The organism is Rhodococcus sp. PBTS 1, from assembly GCF_001620025.1.
Taxonomy (GTDB): Bacteria; Actinomycetota; Actinomycetes; order Mycobacteriales; family Mycobacteriaceae; genus Rhodococcoides; species Rhodococcoides kroppenstedtii.
In genome coordinates this window covers 2,114,065-2,134,033 of record NZ_CP015219.1, presented here as the reverse complement: position 1 = coordinate 2,134,033, position 19,969 = coordinate 2,114,065, and the positions used below count along the sequence as shown (strand labels likewise).

At 69.0% G+C, this 19,969-nt stretch carries 17 protein-coding genes, 1 tRNA gene, 1 other RNA gene and 1 pseudogene; 13 read left to right on the top strand and 7 right to left on the bottom strand.

The window, feature by feature from the left end:
- Positions 1-35: 35 nt before the first annotated feature.
- Entirely contained in the window at positions 36-1,073 is a 1,038-nt protein-coding gene (locus A3Q40_RS09645; RefSeq protein ID WP_068105785.1) for a YlbL family protein, read from the top strand.
- Between the two features lie 42 nt (positions 1,074-1,115).
- On the opposite strand, the gene A3Q40_RS09640 is transcribed toward A3Q40_RS09645, so the two are convergent.
- Complete coding sequence (locus A3Q40_RS09640; protein WP_235606586.1) at positions 1,116-1,667, bottom strand: PPA1309 family protein; 552 nt, start codon at positions 1,665-1,667, stop codon at positions 1,116-1,118.
- Positions 1,668-1,931: 264 nt separating this feature from the next.
- On the opposite strand from A3Q40_RS09640, the gene A3Q40_RS09635 reads away from it, so the two are divergent.
- Entirely contained in the window at positions 1,932-4,943 is a 3,012-nt protein-coding gene (locus A3Q40_RS09635; RefSeq protein ID WP_201132817.1) for a UPF0182 family protein, read from the top strand.
- 90 nt (positions 4,944-5,033) lie between these two features.
- Here A3Q40_RS09635 and A3Q40_RS09630 read toward each other — a convergent pair whose 3' ends face one another.
- The gene (locus tag A3Q40_RS09630) at positions 5,034-5,564 is read right to left on the bottom strand and encodes a transglycosylase family protein (protein ID WP_068101810.1); all 531 of its coding nucleotides are present in this window, start codon (positions 5,562-5,564) and stop codon (positions 5,034-5,036) included.
- Between the two features lie 491 nt (positions 5,565-6,055).
- Here A3Q40_RS09630 and A3Q40_RS09625 point away from each other — a divergent pair.
- Positions 6,056-6,132: transfer RNA gene (locus A3Q40_RS09625), tRNA-Met, on the top strand.
- A 191-nt stretch (positions 6,133-6,323) separates the two neighbouring features.
- On the opposite strand, the pseudogene A3Q40_RS09620 reads toward A3Q40_RS09625, so the two are convergent.
- From A3Q40_RS09620 to A3Q40_RS09600, 5 genes and pseudogenes are all read right to left on the bottom strand, one after another.
- Positions 6,324-7,241, bottom strand: a pseudogene (locus A3Q40_RS09620) (arabinofuranosidase).
- A 166-nt stretch (positions 7,242-7,407) separates the two neighbouring features.
- The gene (locus A3Q40_RS09615) at positions 7,408-7,638 is read right to left on the bottom strand and encodes a hypothetical protein (protein WP_068101808.1); all 231 of its coding nucleotides are present in this window, start codon (positions 7,636-7,638) and stop codon (positions 7,408-7,410) included.
- A gap of 146 nt (positions 7,639-7,784) precedes the next feature.
- A complete protein-coding gene (locus A3Q40_RS09610) occupies positions 7,785-8,999 on the bottom strand; it encodes an acyl-CoA dehydrogenase family protein (RefSeq protein ID WP_068101805.1) in 1,215 nt (404 codons plus the stop codon).
- 28 nt (positions 9,000-9,027) lie between these two features.
- Positions 9,028-10,437, bottom strand: coding sequence for an acyl-CoA dehydrogenase family protein (locus A3Q40_RS09605; RefSeq protein WP_157889540.1), 1,410 nt, complete (start codon positions 10,435-10,437; stop codon positions 9,028-9,030).
- 93 nt (positions 10,438-10,530) lie between these two features.
- A complete protein-coding gene (locus tag A3Q40_RS09600; RefSeq protein ID WP_068101799.1) occupies positions 10,531-11,355 on the bottom strand; it encodes an inositol monophosphatase family protein in 825 nt (274 codons plus the stop codon).
- 39 nt (positions 11,356-11,394) lie between these two features.
- Here A3Q40_RS09600 and prfB point away from each other — a divergent pair, with 39 nt between their 5' ends.
- The 10 genes from prfB (at position 11,395) to A3Q40_RS09550 (ending at position 19,928) form a co-directional block, all read left to right on the top strand.
- A complete protein-coding gene (prfB, locus tag A3Q40_RS09595; protein ID WP_068101796.1) occupies positions 11,395-12,510 on the top strand; it encodes a peptide chain release factor 2 in 1,116 nt (371 codons plus the stop codon).
- 90 nt (positions 12,511-12,600) lie between these two features.
- The gene (locus tag A3Q40_RS09590; RefSeq protein ID WP_082834120.1) at positions 12,601-13,401 is read left to right on the top strand and encodes a mechanosensitive ion channel family protein; all 801 of its coding nucleotides are present in this window, start codon (positions 12,601-12,603) and stop codon (positions 13,399-13,401) included.
- Entirely contained in the window at positions 13,398-13,913 is a 516-nt protein-coding gene (locus tag A3Q40_RS09585; protein ID WP_068101790.1) for a hypothetical protein, read from the top strand. Before A3Q40_RS09590 ends, A3Q40_RS09585 begins: the two co-directional genes overlap by 4 nt.
- An 87-nt stretch (positions 13,914-14,000) precedes the next feature.
- Positions 14,001-14,690 carry a cell division ATP-binding protein FtsE gene (gene ftsE / locus A3Q40_RS09580; protein WP_068101787.1) on the top strand — a complete coding sequence of 230 codons (690 nt, stop codon included), beginning with the start codon at positions 14,001-14,003 and terminating at the stop codon, positions 14,688-14,690.
- A gap of 51 nt (positions 14,691-14,741) precedes the next feature.
- Complete coding sequence (ftsX, locus tag A3Q40_RS09575) at positions 14,742-15,647, top strand: permease-like cell division protein FtsX (RefSeq protein ID WP_068101785.1); 906 nt, start codon at positions 14,742-14,744, stop codon at positions 15,645-15,647.
- A gap of 132 nt (positions 15,648-15,779) precedes the next feature.
- Positions 15,780-16,253, top strand: a complete 474-nt coding sequence (smpB, locus tag A3Q40_RS09570; RefSeq protein ID WP_068101782.1) for an SsrA-binding protein SmpB — start codon at positions 15,780-15,782, stop codon at positions 16,251-16,253.
- A gap of 25 nt (positions 16,254-16,278) precedes the next feature.
- Positions 16,279-17,148: a DMT family transporter gene (locus A3Q40_RS09565; protein ID WP_082833848.1), complete on the top strand. Its 870-nt coding sequence runs from the start codon at positions 16,279-16,281 to the stop codon at positions 17,146-17,148.
- Between the two features lie 50 nt (positions 17,149-17,198).
- Positions 17,199-18,716: an SDR family oxidoreductase gene (locus tag A3Q40_RS09560; RefSeq protein WP_068105782.1), complete on the top strand. Its 1,518-nt coding sequence runs from the start codon at positions 17,199-17,201 to the stop codon at positions 18,714-18,716.
- 52 nt (positions 18,717-18,768) lie between these two features.
- Positions 18,769-19,139: a transfer-messenger RNA gene (gene ssrA, locus A3Q40_RS09555) on the top strand.
- A 99-nt stretch (positions 19,140-19,238) separates the two neighbouring features.
- Complete coding sequence (locus A3Q40_RS09550) at positions 19,239-19,928, top strand: alpha/beta hydrolase (RefSeq protein ID WP_069972924.1); 690 nt, start codon at positions 19,239-19,241, stop codon at positions 19,926-19,928.
- Positions 19,929-19,969: the final 41 nt, after the last annotated feature.

The following is a 19,969-nucleotide window of genomic DNA, read 5'->3' as shown; positions in this document are numbered from 1 at the left end:
CCGCCTCGTCCGTCGAGTTCTCTAGGGTGGTTCCCGTGAATCGACGGATCGCGACGCTGCTGGTCGCACTGCTGCCCGTGGTGGTGCTCGGAGTGCTCGGGTCGACGGTCGTCGTCCCGTTCGCCGCGCTGGGTCCCGGTCCGACGTTCGACACCCTCGGGGACGTCGACGGCACACCGGTGGTCGACGTCGAGGACCCCACGGGTGCGACGGAGATCGACCGGCCGAGCGGGCACCTCAACATGACCACCGTGGCGGTGCGCGACGGCCTCACCGTCTTCGACGCCCTCGGCCTGTGGCTCAGCGGACGGCAGGGGTTGGTTCCGCGCGACCAGGTCTACCCGCCGGACCGCAGCCGCGAGGAGGTCGAGCAGGCCAATCAGGCGGACTTCGCGCAGTCCGAGAACAGCGCCGAACTGGCCGCGCTGCGCTACCTCGATCTACCGACCGTGTTGACGATCGCCGAGGTCGGCGAGGACGTGCCGGCGGCGAGCGTGTTGCGCGACGGGGACCTCGTGACCGCAGTGAACGGCACGGCCGTCGAGACCCCCGAGGACGTGCGCAACGCCGTCGGTGCCCTCGCGCCGGGCGACGAGGTGACCATCGACGGGGTCCGTGACGACGCTCCGTTCACACGCACGGTCACCGTCGGTCCGCGGCCGGACGACGGTGAGCGCGGCTATCTCGGCGTGACGCTCGCCGAGGAGCCCGACGTGCCGTTCGAGGTTCGGTTCAACCTGGCCGACGTCGGGGGACCGTCGGCCGGTCTGATGTTCACCCTCGCGGTGATCGACAAACTGTCTCCGGGTGACCTGAGCGGCGGGGCGTTCGTCGCCGGCACCGGGACCATCGACCCGGACGGCACCGTCGGACCCATCGGCGGCATCCCGTACAAGCTGGTCGCCGCCCGCGAGGCGGGCGCCACGACGTTCCTGGTGCCGACGGACAACTGTGCCGAGGCCGCCGCGAACGCGCCGGACGGACTGCGCCTCGTGCGGGTGACGGACGTGGGCGGCGCGGTCGACGCGCTCGACAGTCTCGCCGCGGGCGGCGACGCACCGAGCTGCTCCTAGGGCGTCTGCGGCGGTCGGGGCGGTCCTCGGGTCAGTCCCGGGTCAGTCCTCGGGCTCGGCGTCGAGGGTGGCGTAGAGGGCCGCCACGACGTTCGGTGCGAGGTCGTCGTACGTCAACAGGTCACCGTCGGATCCGAAGCCGTCGTCGTCCTCGTCCTCGGGGCGCAGCTGCAGCAGCGCCAGGGACGGCCCGTCGCGCAGGACCCCGACGATCAGACGCGCGTCGCGTCGGCCGGGATGTTCCTCGGCCGCGACGCGGGCCGCGTGGTCGGCGGCGTCGCGATCCGACAGCAGGGGAGCGAGGGCGCTGTCGAGGTCGGCCTCCGCGTCGGGCGGCAGGACGACTATCTCCTCCACCAGCGCGCAGCCGGCGACCGACGACGGCCAGCTGGTGGTGCCCAGGAACTCGTCGAGAGCACGTGACCCACCCGCGACGTCCGCCGGCAGTCGGTCCTGCGCGATCGGGGTCAGCACCGCGCCGTCCTCGAGTTCGGCGAGCAGGCCCGGTTCGGCGGCCACCAGATCCTCCGTGGGGACCAACGCGAAGAGTTGCGGCCCCTGGTCCCAGCCGGAGGCCTCGACGAACGCCACCATCTCGCGCACGGCGCGTGCGAGCGCGGCCTCACCGGTCACGTCCCCGAAGTCGGTCACGATGTCTGCCTCTCGCTGGTCGCTCTGCCGGTCGTCCTGCGCGTCACGGCCGTCATTCTCGCATCGACCGGGTGTCGGCCGAGCCCCCCACCCGGCGAAGGCACGCTGTCCGTACAGTGGTCCGAAACGGACATGCGGTGTCGCTCGGTGGTGTCACGCTCGGTGGTGTCACGACCTGTGCTCGCGAAAGACCTTGGAGTGTGACACGTGGGCATGAGGCCCCCAACCGGCATGCCGTCTCTGTCGAGACGCGGTCGTACCCTGCTCGTCGTCGCGGTCGTGGTGGCCGTGCTGTTGCTCGTCGGTCCCCGGTTGGTGGACACGTACACGGACTGGCTGTGGTTCGGCGAGGTGGGCTTCCGCAACGTCTTCACGACGGTGTTGCTGACCCGCCTGATCACGTTCCTCGTGGTCGCGGTCCTCGTCGGCGGAATCGTGTTCGGCGCGTTGGCTTTCGCGTACCGGTCCCGTCCGGTGTTCGTTCCCACCGCGGGTCCGAACGACCCGATCGCCCGCTATCGCACGACCGTCATGGGGCGACTGCGCCTGTTCGGTGTCGGCGTTCCGGTGATCATCGGTGTGCTGAGCGGCCTGGTGGCGCAGGGCAACTGGATCACGGTGCAGATGTTCCTGCACGGCGGTTCCTTCGGGGTTCGCGATCCGCAGTTCGATCTGGACGTCGGCTTCTACGCCTTCGATCTGCCGTTCTATCGCTCGATTCTCAACTGGCTCTTCGTCGCCGTCGTGCTGGCGTTCTTCGCGGCACTGGTCACGCACTACATCTTCGGCGGCCTGCGCCTCAGCGGCCGCGAGGGTGCGCTCACCTCGTCCGCACGCGTGCAGCTGGCCGTGCTGGCCGGCACGTTCGTCGTGCTGAAGGCCGTGGCGTACTGGTTCGACCGCTACGCGCTGCTGTCGAGCAGCCGCAAGGAACCGACGTTCACCGGTCCGGGCTTCACCGACATCAACGCCGTGCTGCCGGCCAAGCTGATCCTGCTGGCGATCGCCGTCATCTGTGCGGGGGCGTTCTTCGCGGCCATCTTCCTGCGCGACCTGCGGATCCCCGCGCTCGCCACCGCGCTGCTCGTGCTGTCCTCGATCCTGGTCGGCGCCGTGTGGCCCCTGGTCGTCGAGCAGTTCTCCGTGCGACCCAACGCCGCGGACAAGGAGCGCTCGTACATCGAGCGCAACATCACCGCCACACGAGACGCCTACGGCATCACCGACGACACGGTGACCTACGAGGACTACCCGGGCGTCGGCACCGCGTCCCCGCGTGACGTCCCGGCGGATCAGACCACCATCGCCAACACCCGCCTGCTGGACCCGAACGTGCTCTCCCGCACCTTCACCCAGCAGCAGCAGCTCAAGAACTTCTACGGGTTCCCGTCCACGCTGGACGTCGACCGGTACGAGATCGACGGTCAGCTGCAGGACTACATCGTGGCCGCCCGTGAGCTCTCCCCGAGCAGCCTCACCGGCAACCAGACCGACTGGATCAACCGGCACACGGTCTACACCCACGGCAACGGCTTCGTCGCGGCCCCGGCCAACCGCGTCAACGCGGCGGTGCAGGACGCGACCAACGCCGAGTCCAACTCCAACTCGGGTTACCCGATCTACACGGTCAGCGACCTCGCGTCGCAGGCCGCGGGCGATCAGGTCATCCCGGTCGAGCAGCCGCGCATCTACTACGGCGAGGTCATCGCGTCGTCGAACCCCGACTACGCCATCGTCGGGGCGAACGAGGGCGAGGCTCGCGAGTACGACACCGACACCTCGCGCTACACCTACACCGGGTCGGGCGGCGTCGACATCGGCAACTGGTTCAATCGGTTGGCGTTCGCCGCCAAGTACACCGAGCGCAACATCCTGTTCTCCAGCGCCATCGGCGACGAGTCGAAGATCATCTTCAACCGCGATCCGCGTGAGCGCGTGCAGAAGGTCGCCCCGTGGCTGACTGCCGACGGCAACTCCTACCCGGCCGTGGTCGGCGGCAAGATCGTCTGGATCGTCGACGCGTACACCACGCTGGACCAGTACCCCTACGCGCAGCGCAGCTCGCTCGAGGGTCTGGTGCAGGACAGCATCGACGCCAACACCGGTCGCCTGCTGCCGCGCGAGGAGGTGTCCTACATCCGCAACTCGGTCAAGGCCACCGTCGACGCCTACGACGGGTCGGTGAACCTGTACCAGGTCGACCAGAACGATCCGGTGTTGAAGGCCTGGATGGGCGCGTTCCCGGGAGCGGTGCAGCCGGAGGAGAACATCACCGACGAACTGCGCCAGCACTTCCGGTACCCGGAGGACCTGTTCAAGGTGCAGCGCGAGATGCTCGCGAAGTACCACGTGAACGATCCCGGCGAGTTCTTCACCAACAACGCCTTCTGGTCGGTGCCGAGCGACCCGACGGTCGAGGGCGGCACCAACCTGAACCAGCCGCCGTACTACGTCCTGATCGGCGACCCGGACACCGGGCAGCCGTCGTTCCGCCTGACGAGTGCGATGGTGGGCTTCAACCGTGAGTTGCTGTCCGCGTACATCTCGGTGCGGTCGGACCCGGAGAACTACGGCAAGTTCACGGTGTTGCAGTTGCCGACGGACACGCAGACCCAGGGTCCGCAGCAGGCGCAGAACTCCATGACGTCGGACACCCGTGTGGCGTCGGACCGGACACTGCTCCAGCAGTCCAACCGTATCCAGTACGGCAACCTGTTGACGCTGCCGATCGCGCAGGGCGGCATTCTCTACGTCGAGCCGCTCTACACCGAACGCAACACGGCGAACGCGGCCACCTTCCCGCAGCTGTCGCGTGTGCTGGTGAGCTACCGCGAGCCGGGTGCGGGGGGAGGCGTGCGCGTCGGGTATGCCGCGACGTTGGCCGAGGCGCTGGACCAGGTCTTCGGGGCCGGAACCGGCAACGTGGCCACGGCACCGGGCGGCGACGCCGCCACCCCGCAGGCCGAGGAGGAAGCGAACACGCCGAGCACGGGAACGCCGGGTACGGCCACGCCGGCCGAGGGTGAGGCCACCCCGGCTCCGTCCACGCCGGCGCCGTCCACACCGGCACCGGCCGACCGGAACGCGGCGGTGAGCAATCTGAACTCGGCGCTCGCGGCCGTGCGGACGGCGCAGCAGTCGGGTGACTTCGCCCAGTTGGGTCAGGCGTTCGACAACCTCCAGCGAGCGATCGACGAGTACAACCGCGTGGGCGGCTGACACCGGCACTCGATCCGACACGACAGAAGCGGCCGCACCCCGATGGGGTGCGGCCGCTTCCAGTTGCTGCGGGGTGCTGTGAACCGGGTGTCAGCGACCCAGTCCGGCGAGCACCTCGGCGTTGGCGGCGACGAAGTCGCGGTACTGCTGGCCGACGCCGTACTGGTCGGCCACGGCAGCGCCCTGGTCGATGTACTGCTGAGCCGGCGCGGGTGCGGCGGCGGGAGCCGGAGCCGGAGCGGGCGCCTCGGCGGGCACCTCGGACGGCGCGGACGAGCCCTGGGTCAGGTACTGACCGCAGACCGGCCAGGCGCCGACGCCCTGGGTCGCCAGAACGTTCTCGGCGACGCGGATCTGCTCGGCCTTCGACGCGTTGGACGCGATGCCCGAGCCGCCGTTGGCGGTCCAGGTGCTCTGCGAGAACTGCAGGCCACCGTAGTAGCCGTTGCCGGTGTTGATCGCCCAGTTGCCACCGCTCTCGCACTGTGCGACGCCGTCCCAGTTGTGGGTCGGTGCGGCGCCTGCGGTTCCGGTGGCGAGTCCGAGCGGGATCGCGACGGTGGCGCCGGCGACTGCGGCGTATCCGAGGGCGCGGGTGGTGAAGTTTCGTGCAGTGGTCATACGGGGTGAATCCTCTCGGCGCTGTCGGACACGCGAGAACCGTGACGGTGTCTCGGGTCCCTGCCCCCGTGGCATATCGGGTCTCCGACCCGCGGGGCAGTGGGAAATCCAGCGGCGGGTCGGCCTGGCCCTCGTTGTGGGCCGCGAGCGACGGTAACGGAGTGATCACGGGGTCGTCACGTCGGCGTGACCCATCCGGGTGGCACCCCGCGCCGAGGTCCGATCGGCGTCGATACGACGTCCGTGCAGGTGATCGGGGCGATCGCCGGGGCTGCGCCACTGGAACGGGCGCGGCGTTCCGTGAGCGGGATCACCGCCCGGGCGAGACGTGGATCACTCTCGGGGAGCAACGATTTCGGCCGCCGGCCAGGCACTTTCGGCGGTCAGGCAGGCGATTTGCAATCCGGCGATGCCGTCCGGTAACTTCGTGTTCAGCAAGAACGCAGTACCGCTTGCAGCCGCAGACGGAGCCGAGAGGTTCCCGACGCCGACGCGGGGTGGAGCAGCTCGGTAGCTCGCTGGGCTCATAACCCAGAGGTCGCAGGTTCAAATCCTGTCCCCGCTACCACGTGCGAAAGCCGGCATCCGAAAGGGTGCCGGCTTTCGTCGTTCCCGGGGTCGGTGTGGCGGGCTCTTCTCTCAGCGGACTCTGTGAACCTATTCCCGCTGCTACTCCACGCGTTCGCGGACGGTGCACTGTCCGTGAACGCGTGCAGCGTCAGCGGGAACGGTCTACCGACCCGCCGGCGGGAGCCGGTCTCAGGCCGGCTCGCGCAGAACGCCGATGTGACGGACGGTGCCGGACACCCCGGGGAGCTCCCGGGGTTCGGTCCACGTCCGCAGCCCGTCGCCGCTGTCCGAGTACAGGTAGCGCCCCTCGGTGTAGGCGTCCAGATAGAGTCGCCACGCGCCATCGGGCAGCTGGACGACGGCGGGCCCCTCGCGCAGGGCGCCCCAATCACCCGGCGGCAGTGGACGATACGGGCCGACCAAGGTGGGTGAGGCCAGATGCTCGATGGTTTTCTTCGTCTCGTTCTTGGTGAACGCGTGGTACTCGGAACCTACCTTCACGACGGTGGTGTCGATCCGATCGGCGCCCAGACCCGCCATCGGCACCGGGGCGCTCCAGGACGTCAGGGACTCGTTCTGCGCTGTCAGCAGATGCGGGACGAATCCTCCACCGGTGGACAACGACACGATGACGTGGACCGCATCACCGTCGACGAACCATTCGGGCGCCCAGGCCTTGGTGGTGAACGGGGACAGCGACGGCCCGTCGGAGGAGCCCGCCGATCCGAACAACGGGAGGTCGACGACTCCACGCCCATCACCGGTACCGGGCAGGAAGGCGCAGCACAACGGCAGAGCGTGATTCCCACCGAATGTCCACGTCAGTCGGTCCGGACTGGTGGCGAACCCGATGGTCGCGCCGTCGACCGTCGTGTAGGTGAGGTGATAGAGGCCGTCGGTGTGTCGGATGATGCTCGGGTCTCGCACCACGCCGGACGGCGGACGGTAGGCCGATGTGCGCGCAGCGGTGAACGACGTTCCGTCCTACGACTCGTAGACGTCCAGGTCGCGGTCACTGGCGTTGCTGAACGCCACCATGGTGTACCGCCAGGTTTCCGGCTGCGCCGAGGCCGTCGTGGGCGAGGCGATCGTGCACGCGGCGACCATCACGGCAGCGGCGGCAGCGCGACGACGCGGGCGGGGAGTCACAACTCGAACTCTGACAGACCGCGGAACCTCGTCGGCGGTCGCCGGCGGTACCGATACCGGGTTGTGACAGGAGTGGGGTGTGTCGACCGGCCCTCACCCGACGCAACCGGCGGGAGCAGTGTGGTCAGTCCCGCAGATCGGGGTCCTCGGAGACCGACCCGGTGGTGGGAGCGTCGTTCTCGGTCACCTCGCCGCCTGTCGCGGTGCGATCGGCTGCGGTGCGATCAGCAGAGTCGCCGTCCTCCGCCTCGTCCAGATCCACCGCATCCGCACCTTCGAGGTGAGCCAGGTTGACCTCGGCCTCGGCGACGAACTCCTTCGTCTTCTCTTCGATCTTCTTCGCCCACTCGGCCATCGGGTGCCTCCTCGCGCGTGTTCGTCGCTCTGTCGAGCCGTGAGTACCCCGAACCGCGCCGTCGCTACCGATGCGAATCACCCTCGCACGCCGAACGGGCCCGACACCGAGGTGTCGGGCCCGTTCGTTCCTGTGTCAGCGAGACGTCACTTGAGCTGTGCGGAACTCAATCCCAGGACACGGCGTGCCACGATCAGCTGCTGGATCTGCTGGGTGCCCTCGAAGATGTCGAGAATCTTGGAGTCACGCGCCCACTTCTCGAGCAGGAGATGCTGCGAGTAGCCGAGAGTGCCGGCGAGCTCGACGGCCTTGAGCGTGATGTCGGAGGCGCTGCGTCCGGCCTTGGCCTTGGACATGGAGGCCTGAAGGCTGTTGGGCTCCTTGTTGTCCGCCATCCACGCTGCGCGCAGGGCGAGCAGATACGCCGCCTCCCAATCGGATTCGAGGCGGATGTACTCGGCCGCCGGAGCCGACAGGCTGTACGTCGGTGCGTCGTAGTCGATCTCGACACCGGCCTCGGTGAGGATGCTGCGCAGCTCCTCGAGCGCGGCGCGAGCGACGCCGATGGCCATGCCGGCCACCAGGGGACGAGTGTTGTCGAACGTCTGCATGACGCCCGCGAAACCCTTGTCGGTGTCGACGTCCGGCGATCCCAGCAGGTTGTCCTTGGGGATGCGGCAGTTGTCGAGCAGGAGAGCGGCGGTGTCGGATGCCTTGATGCCGAGCTTGTGCTCGAGACGGGCGACCGAGAGGCCCGGTGCGTCCCGCGGGACGACGAACGACTTGATGGCCGCGCGGCCCTTGGACTTGTCGACGGTGGCCCACACGACGATGTGGGTGGAGCGCTCACCGGCGGTGACGTAGATCTTCTCGCCGTTGAGCACCCACTCGTCGCCGTCGAGAACGGCGGTGGTGCTGACGGCCGCGGAGTCGGACCCGAAGCTGGGCTCGGTGATGGCCATCGAGGCCCACACCTTGCCGAACCGCTCGAGCTGCTCGTCGGTGGCGACAGCGGCGATGGCCGAGTTGCCGAGCCCCTGGTAGGGCACCGACAGGGTGAGACCGACGTCGCCCCAGCAGGTTTCGATGACATTGACCAGCGCGGCCATGTTTCCGCCGTTGGCGTTGGCGGTCTTGCTGGGCTTGGGCTCGCCGGATTCCCGGCCGCCCTTGGCGCCGCCGACCTCGTTGCCGGCGTCGGACATGCCCTCGATCATCGCGGCCATGGTGTCGAGCTCGACCGGGTAGGCGTGCTCGGCGAGGTCGTACTTGCGCGAGACCGGACGCATGATCTCGGCCGCGACCTGGTGAGCCTGGTTGGCCCCCGCCCGGAGCTTGCGAGGGAGTTCGAGATTGATCATGAGAGTTCCTTCGGAAGTGGGTGGGGAATCAGATCAGGACGACGCCCTCGGCGACACCGACGGCACGCAGGTCGCGGTACCACCGCTCGACCGGGTGCTCCTTGGTGAAACCGTGGCCGCCGAGCAGCTGGACACCGTCGAGACCGATCTGCATGCCCTTCTCGGTGGCGAAGCGGCGGGCGAGGGCGGCCTCGCGGGCGAAGGAGAGGCCCTGCTCGGCGCGCGAGGCGCCGCGCTGGATGATCAGGCGCAGCCCGTCGAGCTCGATCGCGATGTTGGCGACCATGAAGGCGACCGCCTGGCGGTGGCTGATCGGCTCACCGAACGCGGTGCGGTCGTTGACGTAGGGCACCACGTAGTCGAGCACGGCCTTCGAGGTGCCGGCGGCGAGCGCGGCCCAGCCGAGGCGGGACAGCCGGATCGCGTCGGTGTAGTCGGCGACGCGGGTGGCGGCGTCGGCCTCGCCGAGGAGGTTGCCTTCCGGCACGGCGACGTCGTCGAGGTGCAACCGACCGAGGCCGGCAGCGCGCAGACCCATGCTCGGATCGGCCTCGACCACGAGGCCCTGACTGTCGGACTCGACGATGAACAGGGCGGGCTTGCCGTCGAGCTCGGCCGCCACGACGAACAACTCGGCCGAGGCGGCCGCGGGCACGAGGCTCTTGATGCCCGTGAGCTTGTAGCCGCTGGGGGAGCGCACGGCCTTGGTCTGCAGCGCGAACGGATCGAACAGCGCCCGCGGCTCGGTCACCACCAGGGCGGCGCCCGGAACCTTCTCGCCGCTGAACGCGGGCAGGTAGGTCTTCTGCTGCGCGTCCGACCCGTACTGGGTGAGCGCGACCGCGACACCACTGGGCGCGAGGATCGGCAGGGCCAGGCCCATGTCGCCGTACCCGAGGGCCTCCGCGACCAGCGCATTGGTGACGGCGCTGCGCTCGGTGGCCACACCGTCGAGCGATTCGGGCACGTTGATCATGGTGACGCCGAGCTCGGCGGCGCGGGCCACCAGATCGTCGGGCGATGCGGCGGCCTCGTCGGCGTCGTGCGCGGCCGGGCGCATGATCTCCTCGGCGAACTCGAGGACGGTCTCGACGATCATCTTCTGCTCGTCGTCCGGCGTGAGGTCGAAGTAGTCCGAGCCCTTGGTGCTCGAGTCGCTCAGTCGCGCGGGATCGCTGCCGCCGGAGACCTTGCCGAAGGCGCGCGTGGCGGCGCCGAGGGTCCTGAACCCGGTCTTGGTGCTCTCGTACGTCACGCGGTCGACGGTCTGGCGCAGGTTGTACTTCTCGGCCAGCTCGGACCCGGTCAGCTTGGTGAGGACCCGCATCGCGGTGCCGATGGCATCACGCTTGATCGGATTCAGGCCGGGGGCGGACGTGTCGCGCACCGGGCGCTTGGCTCCCGTGCCGGCGGTAGGGGCGGTGCCGTTCTTCGTCATGATCACCAGCTGTTTCTCGGTGTTCGGTCGGGGACGCCCCGATCTTACTCGGCGGTAAGTTGGGTTGTCTACCACGCGGTAAGTTACCGCGAGTCACAACGGGCGTTGTGTGCCCCGAGCCGGCCGCAGCGCGCCCAGCACGTGATCGTGCAGCAGCCCGTTGGTGGCGACCGCGCTGCCCGCGTGCGGACCCGGCGTGCCGTCGAGCCCGCCGAAGCGGCCCCCGGCCTCCCGCACCAGGATGTCGAGCGGGGCCAGGTCCCACAGCGACACCTCGGGTTCGACGGCGATGTCGACGGCGCCCTCCGCCACGAAGCAGTAGGAGAGGAAGTCGCCGTACCCCCGCACGCGCCAGACCTCGTCGGTGAGATCGAGGAAGGACTCCCGTAGTCCGGCGTCCTTCCATCCGGACAGCGACGAGAAGCCCAGGCTGGCCGACCCGGGCGACCGGACCGTCGAGACGGACAGCCGGCGCGGCTCGCCGCCGTCCACCGAGGCGAAGGCGCCGAGGCCGCTCGCGGCCCACCATCGCCGCCCGAGTGCCGGCGCACTCACCACGCCGACCACCGGGACGCCGTCGACCAACAGCGCGATCAGGGACGCCCAGATCGGCACGCCGCGCACGAAGCTCTTGGTTCCGTCGATCGGGTCGAGCACCCACTGTCGCCCGGAGAACGACGCGCGCCCGCCGAACTCCTCGCCGAGTACGTCGTCGCCGGGCCGCTCGGTCGACAGCACCTCGCGCAGGGCGGTTTCGGCGGCGAGGTCGGCGTCCGACACGGGCGTGAGATCGGGCTTGTCGTCGACCCGCAGATCCACGGCCAGGAAGCGCTCGGCGGTGATGGCGTCGGCGACGTCGGCGAGCTGCCGTGCCAGGAGGAGATCGTCGGGCGTGGTCTCGGGGGAGGACGGAGTCACGGGTCAGGACGCTACTGCGCTGGCGGTAACCTCGTCTGCGTGCATCCCGACGTAGCCGCTGACATCGCCGAACTCGACACGACCCTCAAGACGGTGGAATCGGTCCTCGACGTCGAGGAACTGCGCCGCCGGATCGACGAGCTCGAGCACCAGGCGGCGGACCCGGAGCTCTGGAACGACCAGGAGCACGCGCAGCAGGTCACCAGCACGCTCAGCCACGCCCAGGCGGAACTGCGCCGCGTGGAGGAGCTGCGGCAGCGGCTCGACGATCTGCCCGTGCTCTACGAGCTCGCCGAGGCCGAGGAGGGTGCGGCCGCCGCCGAGGCGACGGCGGACGCGGACGCCGAGCGTCTGTCGCTCCACGGCGACATCGAGCAGCTCGAGGTGCGGACCCTGCTGTCCGGGGAGTACGACAAGCGCGACGCCCTGGTCAACATCCGCTCGGGGGCGGGCGGCATCGACGCGGCGGACTGGGCCGAGATGCTCATGCGGATGTACATCCGCTGGGCGGAGAAGCACGGGTACGGCGTCGAGGTCTACGACACCTCCTACGCCGAGGAGGCGGGGATCAAGAGCGCGACGTTCGCGGTCAAGGCGCCTTACAGCTACGGCACGCTGTCCATCGAGCAGGGCACGCACCGGCTGGTGCGGATCAGCCCGTTCGACAACCAGGGCCGACGGCAGACGTCGTTCGCCGAGGTCGAGGTCCTTCCCGTGGTGGAGACCACCGACCACATCGACATCCCGGAGAACGACGTCCGCGTGGACGTCTACCGGTCGTCGGGACCCGGCGGCCAGTCGGTCAACACCACGGACTCGGCGGTGCGTCTGACGCACATCCCGACGGGCATCGTGGTGACCTGTCAGAACGAGAAGTCGCAGCTGCAGAACAAGGTGTCCGCCATGCGCGTGCTCCAGGCCAAGCTGCTCGAGGTCAAACGCAAGGAAGAACGCGCCGAGATGGACGCGCTCAAGGGCGACGGGGGTAGCTCGTGGGGAAATCAGATGCGGTCGTACGTGCTGCATCCGTACCAGATGGTCAAGGACCTGCGGACGGAGCACGAGGTCAACAATCCGTCGGCGGTGCTGGACGGTGACATCGACGGGTTCATCGAGTCCGGCATCCGGTGGCGGATGCGTGCCGACGGGGAGTAAGCGGTGAGCGCTGTCTGGCCCCTTCCTCCGGACTTCGTCTTCTGGCTCCAGAACAACTTCCTCGAGATCGTCCTGTGGATTCTCGGCGGCATGTTGGCCGCGCGCGCGGTGAACTGGGCCGGAGCGAAGATCACGGGGCGCATCGACCGCACGTACCAGCAGACCGATGCGCTGATCCGCACCGAGACCGCCAAGCATCGGCACTCGGTGGCCCAGGTGGTGACCTGGGTCGTCATCGCTCTGATCTACGTCCTGGTCGCCATCCGGGTGCTGCAGCGTCTCGGATTTCCCATCACCAGCCTCGTCGCGCCCGCGACGGTGCTCGGTGCCGCGCTGGGCTTCGGCGCTCAGCGCATCGTGCAGGACATTCTGTCGGGCTTCTTCATCATCACCGAGCGGCAGTACGGCTACGGCGACGTCGTTCAGCTCGCCATCACCGGCACGGCCGGTGACGCCGTCGGCACCGTCGAGGACGTCACGCTCCGCGTGACCCGGGTCCGGTCGGCCGAGGGCGAGGTGATCACCGTCCCGAACGGCCAGATCGTCAAGGCAGTGAACCTGTCCAAGGACTGGGCCCGCGCCGTCATCGACGTCCCGGTGCCGCCGACGGCCGACCTCTCCGCGGTCACCGAGCTGCTACGCACCGTCGGTCAGGAGGCGCACCGGGACCGCCGACTCGCCGAACTCCTGCTCGACGAGCCGACCGTGATGGGTGTCGAGAGCATCGAGGTCGACCAGGTGAATCTCCGGCTGGTCGCGCGCACCCTGCCCGGCAAGCAGTTCGAGGTCGGGCGTGAACTGCGCGCACGTATCGCCATCACCTTGCGGCGCAACGGCATCACCGTCTCGCCGGAGCTGTCGGCCGACCGTCCGGTGGGGAGTGCGCAGTGACACCCGACCAGCAGACCCCCGACGGGCCGACCCCCGAGGGGCCGGACCCCGATCGCGACCGCCCCGAGCAGGTGCCCGTCGGACACGGGGAACGGACGCCGACGCGACCCGGCATGGGTTGGCTCTCCCGCGTCCCCAGCCACCTTCCCGGCGGGTTCCGGACGACGACCGTCGCGATGGTCGTCGCGTTCCTCCTGGTGCTGCTGTTGTGGAACGCGGTGCGCTTCGACCCGACGCTGAACGAGAACTCGCCGGTCTACGTCCCACCGACGCCCGTCGAGACGACGTCGCCGGCCCCTGTGCCGAGCTCGACGGTCGCGCCGACGGTCACCTCGGCCACGCCGACCACCACCGCCGTCACGCCGACGCAGGACCCGGACGCCGACGGCGCGAATCCCGGTACCTCGGTCACCGGGACCACGGCGCCGACCACCACCACCCGCGCACCGGGGCTGCAGTTGCCGATCATTCCGGGCTTCGGCCCACCGGCGACGACCACCACGGCGCCCTGACGTCCGCCCCGCGGCCGTCGCGACCGCCGCCGTCCCCGCGCGTCGCAGCGCCGTGACTCCGGGGCGCGGTGGCTACACTGGCGACCCGTGATCAGCGTGGAGAACGTCTCGAAGTCCTACAAGTCGTCGACACGCCCCGCGTTGGACAAGGTCTCCGTGACCATCGACAAGGGGGAGTTCGTCTTCCTCATCGGTCCGTCGGGATCGGGGAAGTCCACGTTCATGCGGCTGCTCCTCCGCGAGGAGGTGCCCACCTCGGGCGACATCCGCGTCGCGGACTTCCACGTCACCAAGTTGGCCGGTCGGCGCGTGCCGAAGCTGCGTCAGTCCATCGGCTGCGTGTTCCAGGATTTCCGCCTCCTGCAGAACAAGACGGTGTCCGAGAACGTCGCGTTCGCCCTCGAGGTGATCGGCAAGCAGCGCGCGATGATCGAGCGCACGGTGCCCGAGGTCCTGGACCTCGTCGGTTTGTCCGGCAAGGCCGACCGGTTGCCCAGCGAACTCTCCGGCGGTGAGCAGCAGCGGGTCGCGGTGGCCCGCGCGTTCGTCAACCGGCCGCTGGTCCTGCTCGCCGACGAGCCCACCGGCAACCTCGATCCCGACACGAGCCAGGACATCATGCTGCTGCTCGAGCGCATCAACCGCACCGGGACGACGGTGCTGATGGCCACGCACGACAACCACATCGTCGACTCGATGCGCCGCCGCGTGGTCGAACTCGACAACGGACGCGTGGTGCGCGACGAGGCGCGCGGCGTCTACGGCGTCGGCCGCTGACCCCGCCCCGCACACCGGCAGACACCACAGACCGCAGACGAAAGACGACCAGTGCGCGCAAGCTTCCTGTTCGGCGAGGTCCTCACCGGCCTTCGCCGGAACATCACCATGACCATCGCGATGATCCTGACGACGGCGATCTCGCTCGGCCTGTTCGGCGGCGGCCTTCTGGTCGTGCAGATGGCCAACAAGACCCAGCAGATCTTCCTCGATCGTGTCGAGGTGCAGATCTTCCTGACCGACGACATCTCCACGTCGGACCCGCAGTGCACCTCGGACATCTGCGCGAGCCTGCGGTCCGACCTCGAGTCCACTCCCTCGGTCGTGTCGGTGCAGTACCTCAACCGGGACGACGCCGTCGCGGACGCGACGGAGCGGGTGTTCCGCGATCAGCCGGAGCTCGCGTCGTTGGTCTCACCCGACAGCTTCCCGGCGTCGTTCAAGGTGAAGTTGAGCGATCCGGAGCGGTTCGGGGTGATCGAGGACCAGTTCGGGCTGCGGCCGGGCGTGCAGAGCGTGCTCAACCAGCGGGACCTGGTCGACCGCCTGTTCAGTGTGCTGGCGGGAGTGCGCAACGCGGCCTTCGCCGTGGCCGTGGTGCAGGCGATCGCGGCCGTGCTGCTCATCGCCAACATGGTGCAGATCGCCGCGTTCACCCGCCGCACGGAGGTGGGGATCATGCGCCTCGTCGGTGCCACCCGCTGGTACACCCAGCTGCCGTTCCTGCTCGAGGCGGTGGTGGCGTCCTTGATCGGCGCGGCGTTGGCGATCGCCGGGTTGTTCACCGCGAAGGTCGGCTTCGTCGACTCCGTCCTCGGTGACCTCTACCAGGCGAACATCCTCGCGCGGATCACCACGAGCGACGTGCTGCTGGTCTCGCCGGTCCTCCTGGTGGTCGGCGTCGGGATGGCGACCGTGACGTCCTACGTGACGTTGCGTCTCTACGTGCGGCACTAGAGAACCGCACGAGGCGCTCGCCGGGGAACAAACGGCTGGACGCCGTCCTTATTCTTGGCTCGGGCGGTTCCGTGTTCGATCACCGTTCGGTTCCGCCCGATCACTCTCGACCCGACGAAGGGGATCCACGCTGTGAAGGAGAAGGGTCGCAAGGCCATTGCGACCAATCGCAAGGCCCGGCACAACTACACCATCCTGGACGTCTACGAGGCCGGCGTCGCGCTCGTCGGTACCGAGGTGAAGAGCCTGCGCGACGGCAAGGCATCGCTGGCGGACGCGTTCGCCACCGTCGACGACGGCGAGGTCTGGCTGCGCGGACTGCACATCCCCGAGTACACGCAGGGAAGCTGGACCAACCACGCCCCGCGGCGGAACCGCAAGCTGCTGCTGCACAAGCGCGAGATCGAGCACCTCGTGGGGAAGACGCGCGAAGGCAACATCACCCTGGTGCCCCTGTCGATGTACTTCAACGAGGGCAAGGTCAAGGTCGAACTCGCCCTCGCGAAGGGCAAGCAGGACTACGACAAGCGGCAGGACCTCGCCCGACGTACCGCCGAGCGCGAGGTGACCCGCGAACTCGGTCGCAGGATCAAGGGTATGAGATGACGACCTCCGTCGTCGGGGGAATGCGCTGACCGCCGTTCTCCTCGCCCTGGTCGCGGCCGTCGGTTACGGCGTCAGCGATTTCGTGGGCGGAGTCGCCTCGCGCCGGGTCGCCGCACTGCGCGTGGTGATCGTGTCGTATCCCGTCTCGGTTGTCGTCGTCGCCGTGGCCGTGCCGCTCGTCGGGGGATCGCCGACGCCGTCGTCCCTGGTGTGGGGCGCATTGTCGGGTGTCGCCGGCGGCGTCGCGGTCTGGTGGTTCTACCTGGCGCTGGCGGGCGGGCCGATGGCCGTCGTCTCACCCGTCACCGCCGTGCTCGTGGCCGGGGTTCCCGTGGTGATCGGTCTCGCGGTGGGCGAGCGACCGAGCGCACTCGCCTACGTCGGCATCGTCGCCGCTCTCGTCGCGGTGGTGCTGGTCAGTCGGGAGTCACCGGACGAGGCGGCCGGCGAGGTCGCGGGCGGTCGGGTCCTGCGGTTCACGCCGCGCATCGCTCTGCTCACGGTGGCATCCGGGGTGGCGTTCGCGGCGACCTTCGTCTGCCTCGATCAGGCCGGAGGTGACGACACCGGACTCTGGCCTCTCCTGGCGAGCCGTCTCGCCGCGACCGCTCTGGTCTGGATCGTGGCGCTGTCGACGCGCGCGTTCTCGGCGCCGCGCGGCAGCGTGTTGCACCTCGCGGCCGGTATCGCGGTGCTCGACGTCGTCGCCAACGCCGCGTTGCTCTTCGCCTTCCAGGACGGGTTGCTCTCCCTGACCAGCGTCATCGCGTCCCTGTACCCGGCGGCGACGGTGCTCCTGGCGATGGTGATGCTCGGCGAGCGGGTGGGCACCGTGCAGAAGGTGGGCATGGTGGTCGCGCTGGGGGCCGTCGCGCTGATCGCGGGAAGGGGCTGAGCGGTTCGCTCGACCTCGTTGACGGCGCACCTCTGCTACGAATGGAGTGCATGAACGATTCTGCGGGAACGCGCGTCCTGGTCACCGGGGCCACCGGCTACATCGGGGGCCGACTCGCTCCGCGGTTGCAGGAGGCGGGGTACCGCGTGCGCGTCCTCGCGCGGTCCCCGCAGAAACTGCGCGACGTGCCGTGGGCCGACGGCGTCGAGGTGGTCCAGGGCGACCTGTCCGATCGCGAGTCGCTCGACGACGCGTTCCGGGACGTCGACGTCGTCTACTACCTCGTGCATTCCATGGGCGGTTCCGACCACTTCGCCGAGGCCGAGCGGCAGAGTGCGGAGAACGTCGCCGAGGCCGCGAAGGGGGCCGGGGTCCGACGCATCGTCTACCTCGGCGGGCTCCATCCCGAGACGGGCGACCTTTCGCCGCACCTGAAGTCGCGCGCCGAGGTCGGCCGCATCCTGGTCGAGTCCGGGGTGTTCACCGTGGTGCTGCAGGCGGGCGTGGTGATCGGATCCGGATCCGCGTCGTTCGAGATGATCCGCCACCTCACCAACCGCCTGCCGGTCATGACGACGCCGAAGTGGGTGCACAACCAGATTCAGCCGATCGCGGTGCGCGACGTCCTGCACTACCTGATCGAGTCGGCCGAGGCGCCGTTCGAGACGTCACGCACCTGGGACATCGGCGGTCCCGACGTCATGCAGTACGGCGAGATGATGAACACCTACGCGTCCGTCGCGGGTCTCCGGAAGAGACGCATGCTGGTGCTGCCCGTCCTGACACCGCGCCTGGCCGGTCACTGGATCGGCCTGGTGACGCCGATCCCGCGGGGACTGGCCATGCCGCTCATCGAGTCCCTTCAGTACGACGCCATCGCGCACGAGCGGGACATCGACCGGGTGATCCCGCCGCCGGACGGTGGCCTGACGCGGTACGCGGAGTCGGTGCGCCTCGCGCTGCGGCGTATCGAGGACGGCGAGGTCGAGACCACCTGGTCCAACGCCACGGACGCCGGCGCGCCCTCCGATCCGCTGCCGTCCGACCCCGACTGGGCCGGTGAGGTCGTTTATCTGGACGAGCGAGCGCGAGACTGCGAGGCACCGCCGGAACTGCTGTGGGACGTCGTCGAGGGCATCGGCGGCGAGAACGGGTGGTACTCCTTCCCGGTCGCGTGGGTCATCCGCGGCTGGATGGACAAGATCGTCGGCGGGGTCGGGCTCAAGCGCGGACGCCGCGACCCCCGCCGACTGCACACCGGGGAGGCGCTCGACTGGTGGCGGGTCGAGGAGATCGACCGGGGATCGCTCCTGCGCCTGCGTGCCGAGATGAAGGCCCCGGGCGGAGCGTGGCTCGAACTGCGAGTGATCCCGCGGGACGGCGGACGTACGTCCCGCTACGAGCAGCGGGCGATCTTCTTCCCGCGTGGTCTGGGCGGCCGACTGTACTGGTTCGCCATCATGCCGTTCCACGGCGTGATCTTCCGCGGCATGCTCGAGAACATCACCACCAAGGCCGAACGCGCCGCGCACGACAACCGGGATGAAACGCCCGCGGCGACGCGTTAGACTGAGCAGCCCACCGGAAATCGGTGGGTGAACGTCACCCTCGGGTGAGAAAGGGGCTGAACGGTTTCGACTGTGTACGTCGAGTCAGGGGAAGCGTGTCGGTGCAGGCGAGAGACCACCGCAAGCGTCATCGCAAAAATATAAGCGCCGATTCCAATCAGCGCGACTACGCACTCGCTGCCTAAGTAGCGACTGCGTGTCTGTCAGTCCGGTTTCGCCCTCGGGCCGGGTACTGGCATCAGCTAGAGGGCTCACCGCGTCAGCCGGTCACGGGTTGACGTGGAACATCCAACAGTGACTGGGATCGTCATCCGGACGTGTTCGCGAGATCCGGAGATCCAAGCAGAGGCGTAGCGAACTGCACACGGAGAAGCCCTGGTAACACGACGCAGGACCCGGGTTCGATTCCCGGCAGCTCCACCTCGAACGGCGGTTCGGACACGGCCAGTGTCCGAGCCGCCGTTTCTCGTCGACTGCACCACAGGCGGTCGTCCGTCGCGCGCGGGGCCACGAACACAGAGCATGGCTCCGATCGCTCCCACCCTGCACGGCCGGACCGGCTCCGCCGGTTCCGCCGGGTCGTCGACACCCGTCGTGCTGCTCCTGCACGGCGGCAAGGTCGCCAGTCACGACCCGGTACGCCCGTGGCATCTGTCGTACCTCCGCATGGTCCCCATCGCCCGGATGCTGCGCCGAGCCGTGGGCTCCGACGCCGACGTGGTGCTGCTGCGTTGTCGGTACCGGGGGTGGAACGGTGCCGAGCGCAGCCCGGTCGCCGATGCGCAGTGGGCGATCGACGAGGTGCTCCGCGAACGCGACCCGGGTACACGCGTGGTCCTGGTCGGTCACTCGATGGGGGGTCGGACCGCGGCTGCGGTGGCCGGCCACCCCGCGGTGGCCGGTGTGGTGGCCCTGGCGCCGTGGTGGCCGAGCGGCACCGAGACCGACACGATGGCACAGGGGTCGCGCCTGCTCGTCGTGCACGGCACCCGCGATCGGTGGACCGACGCGACGCTCTCGCACGCCGCGACGACGAGGGCCGAGCGACGCGGTGTCACCGCACGATTCGTCTCGATGCGCGGCGCCGGGCACTTCATGCTGTACTGCTCGTGGCGGTGGTCACGTCTCACGCGGGAGGCCGTCCGAGATGTCCTGTTCGCCCCGGATCCTGCGGTCAGAGACCGGATCGGTCAGTCCGACAGACCCATCTAGTTCGCCGTCGCCAACGAAATCCTGATCGACAGTCCAACCAC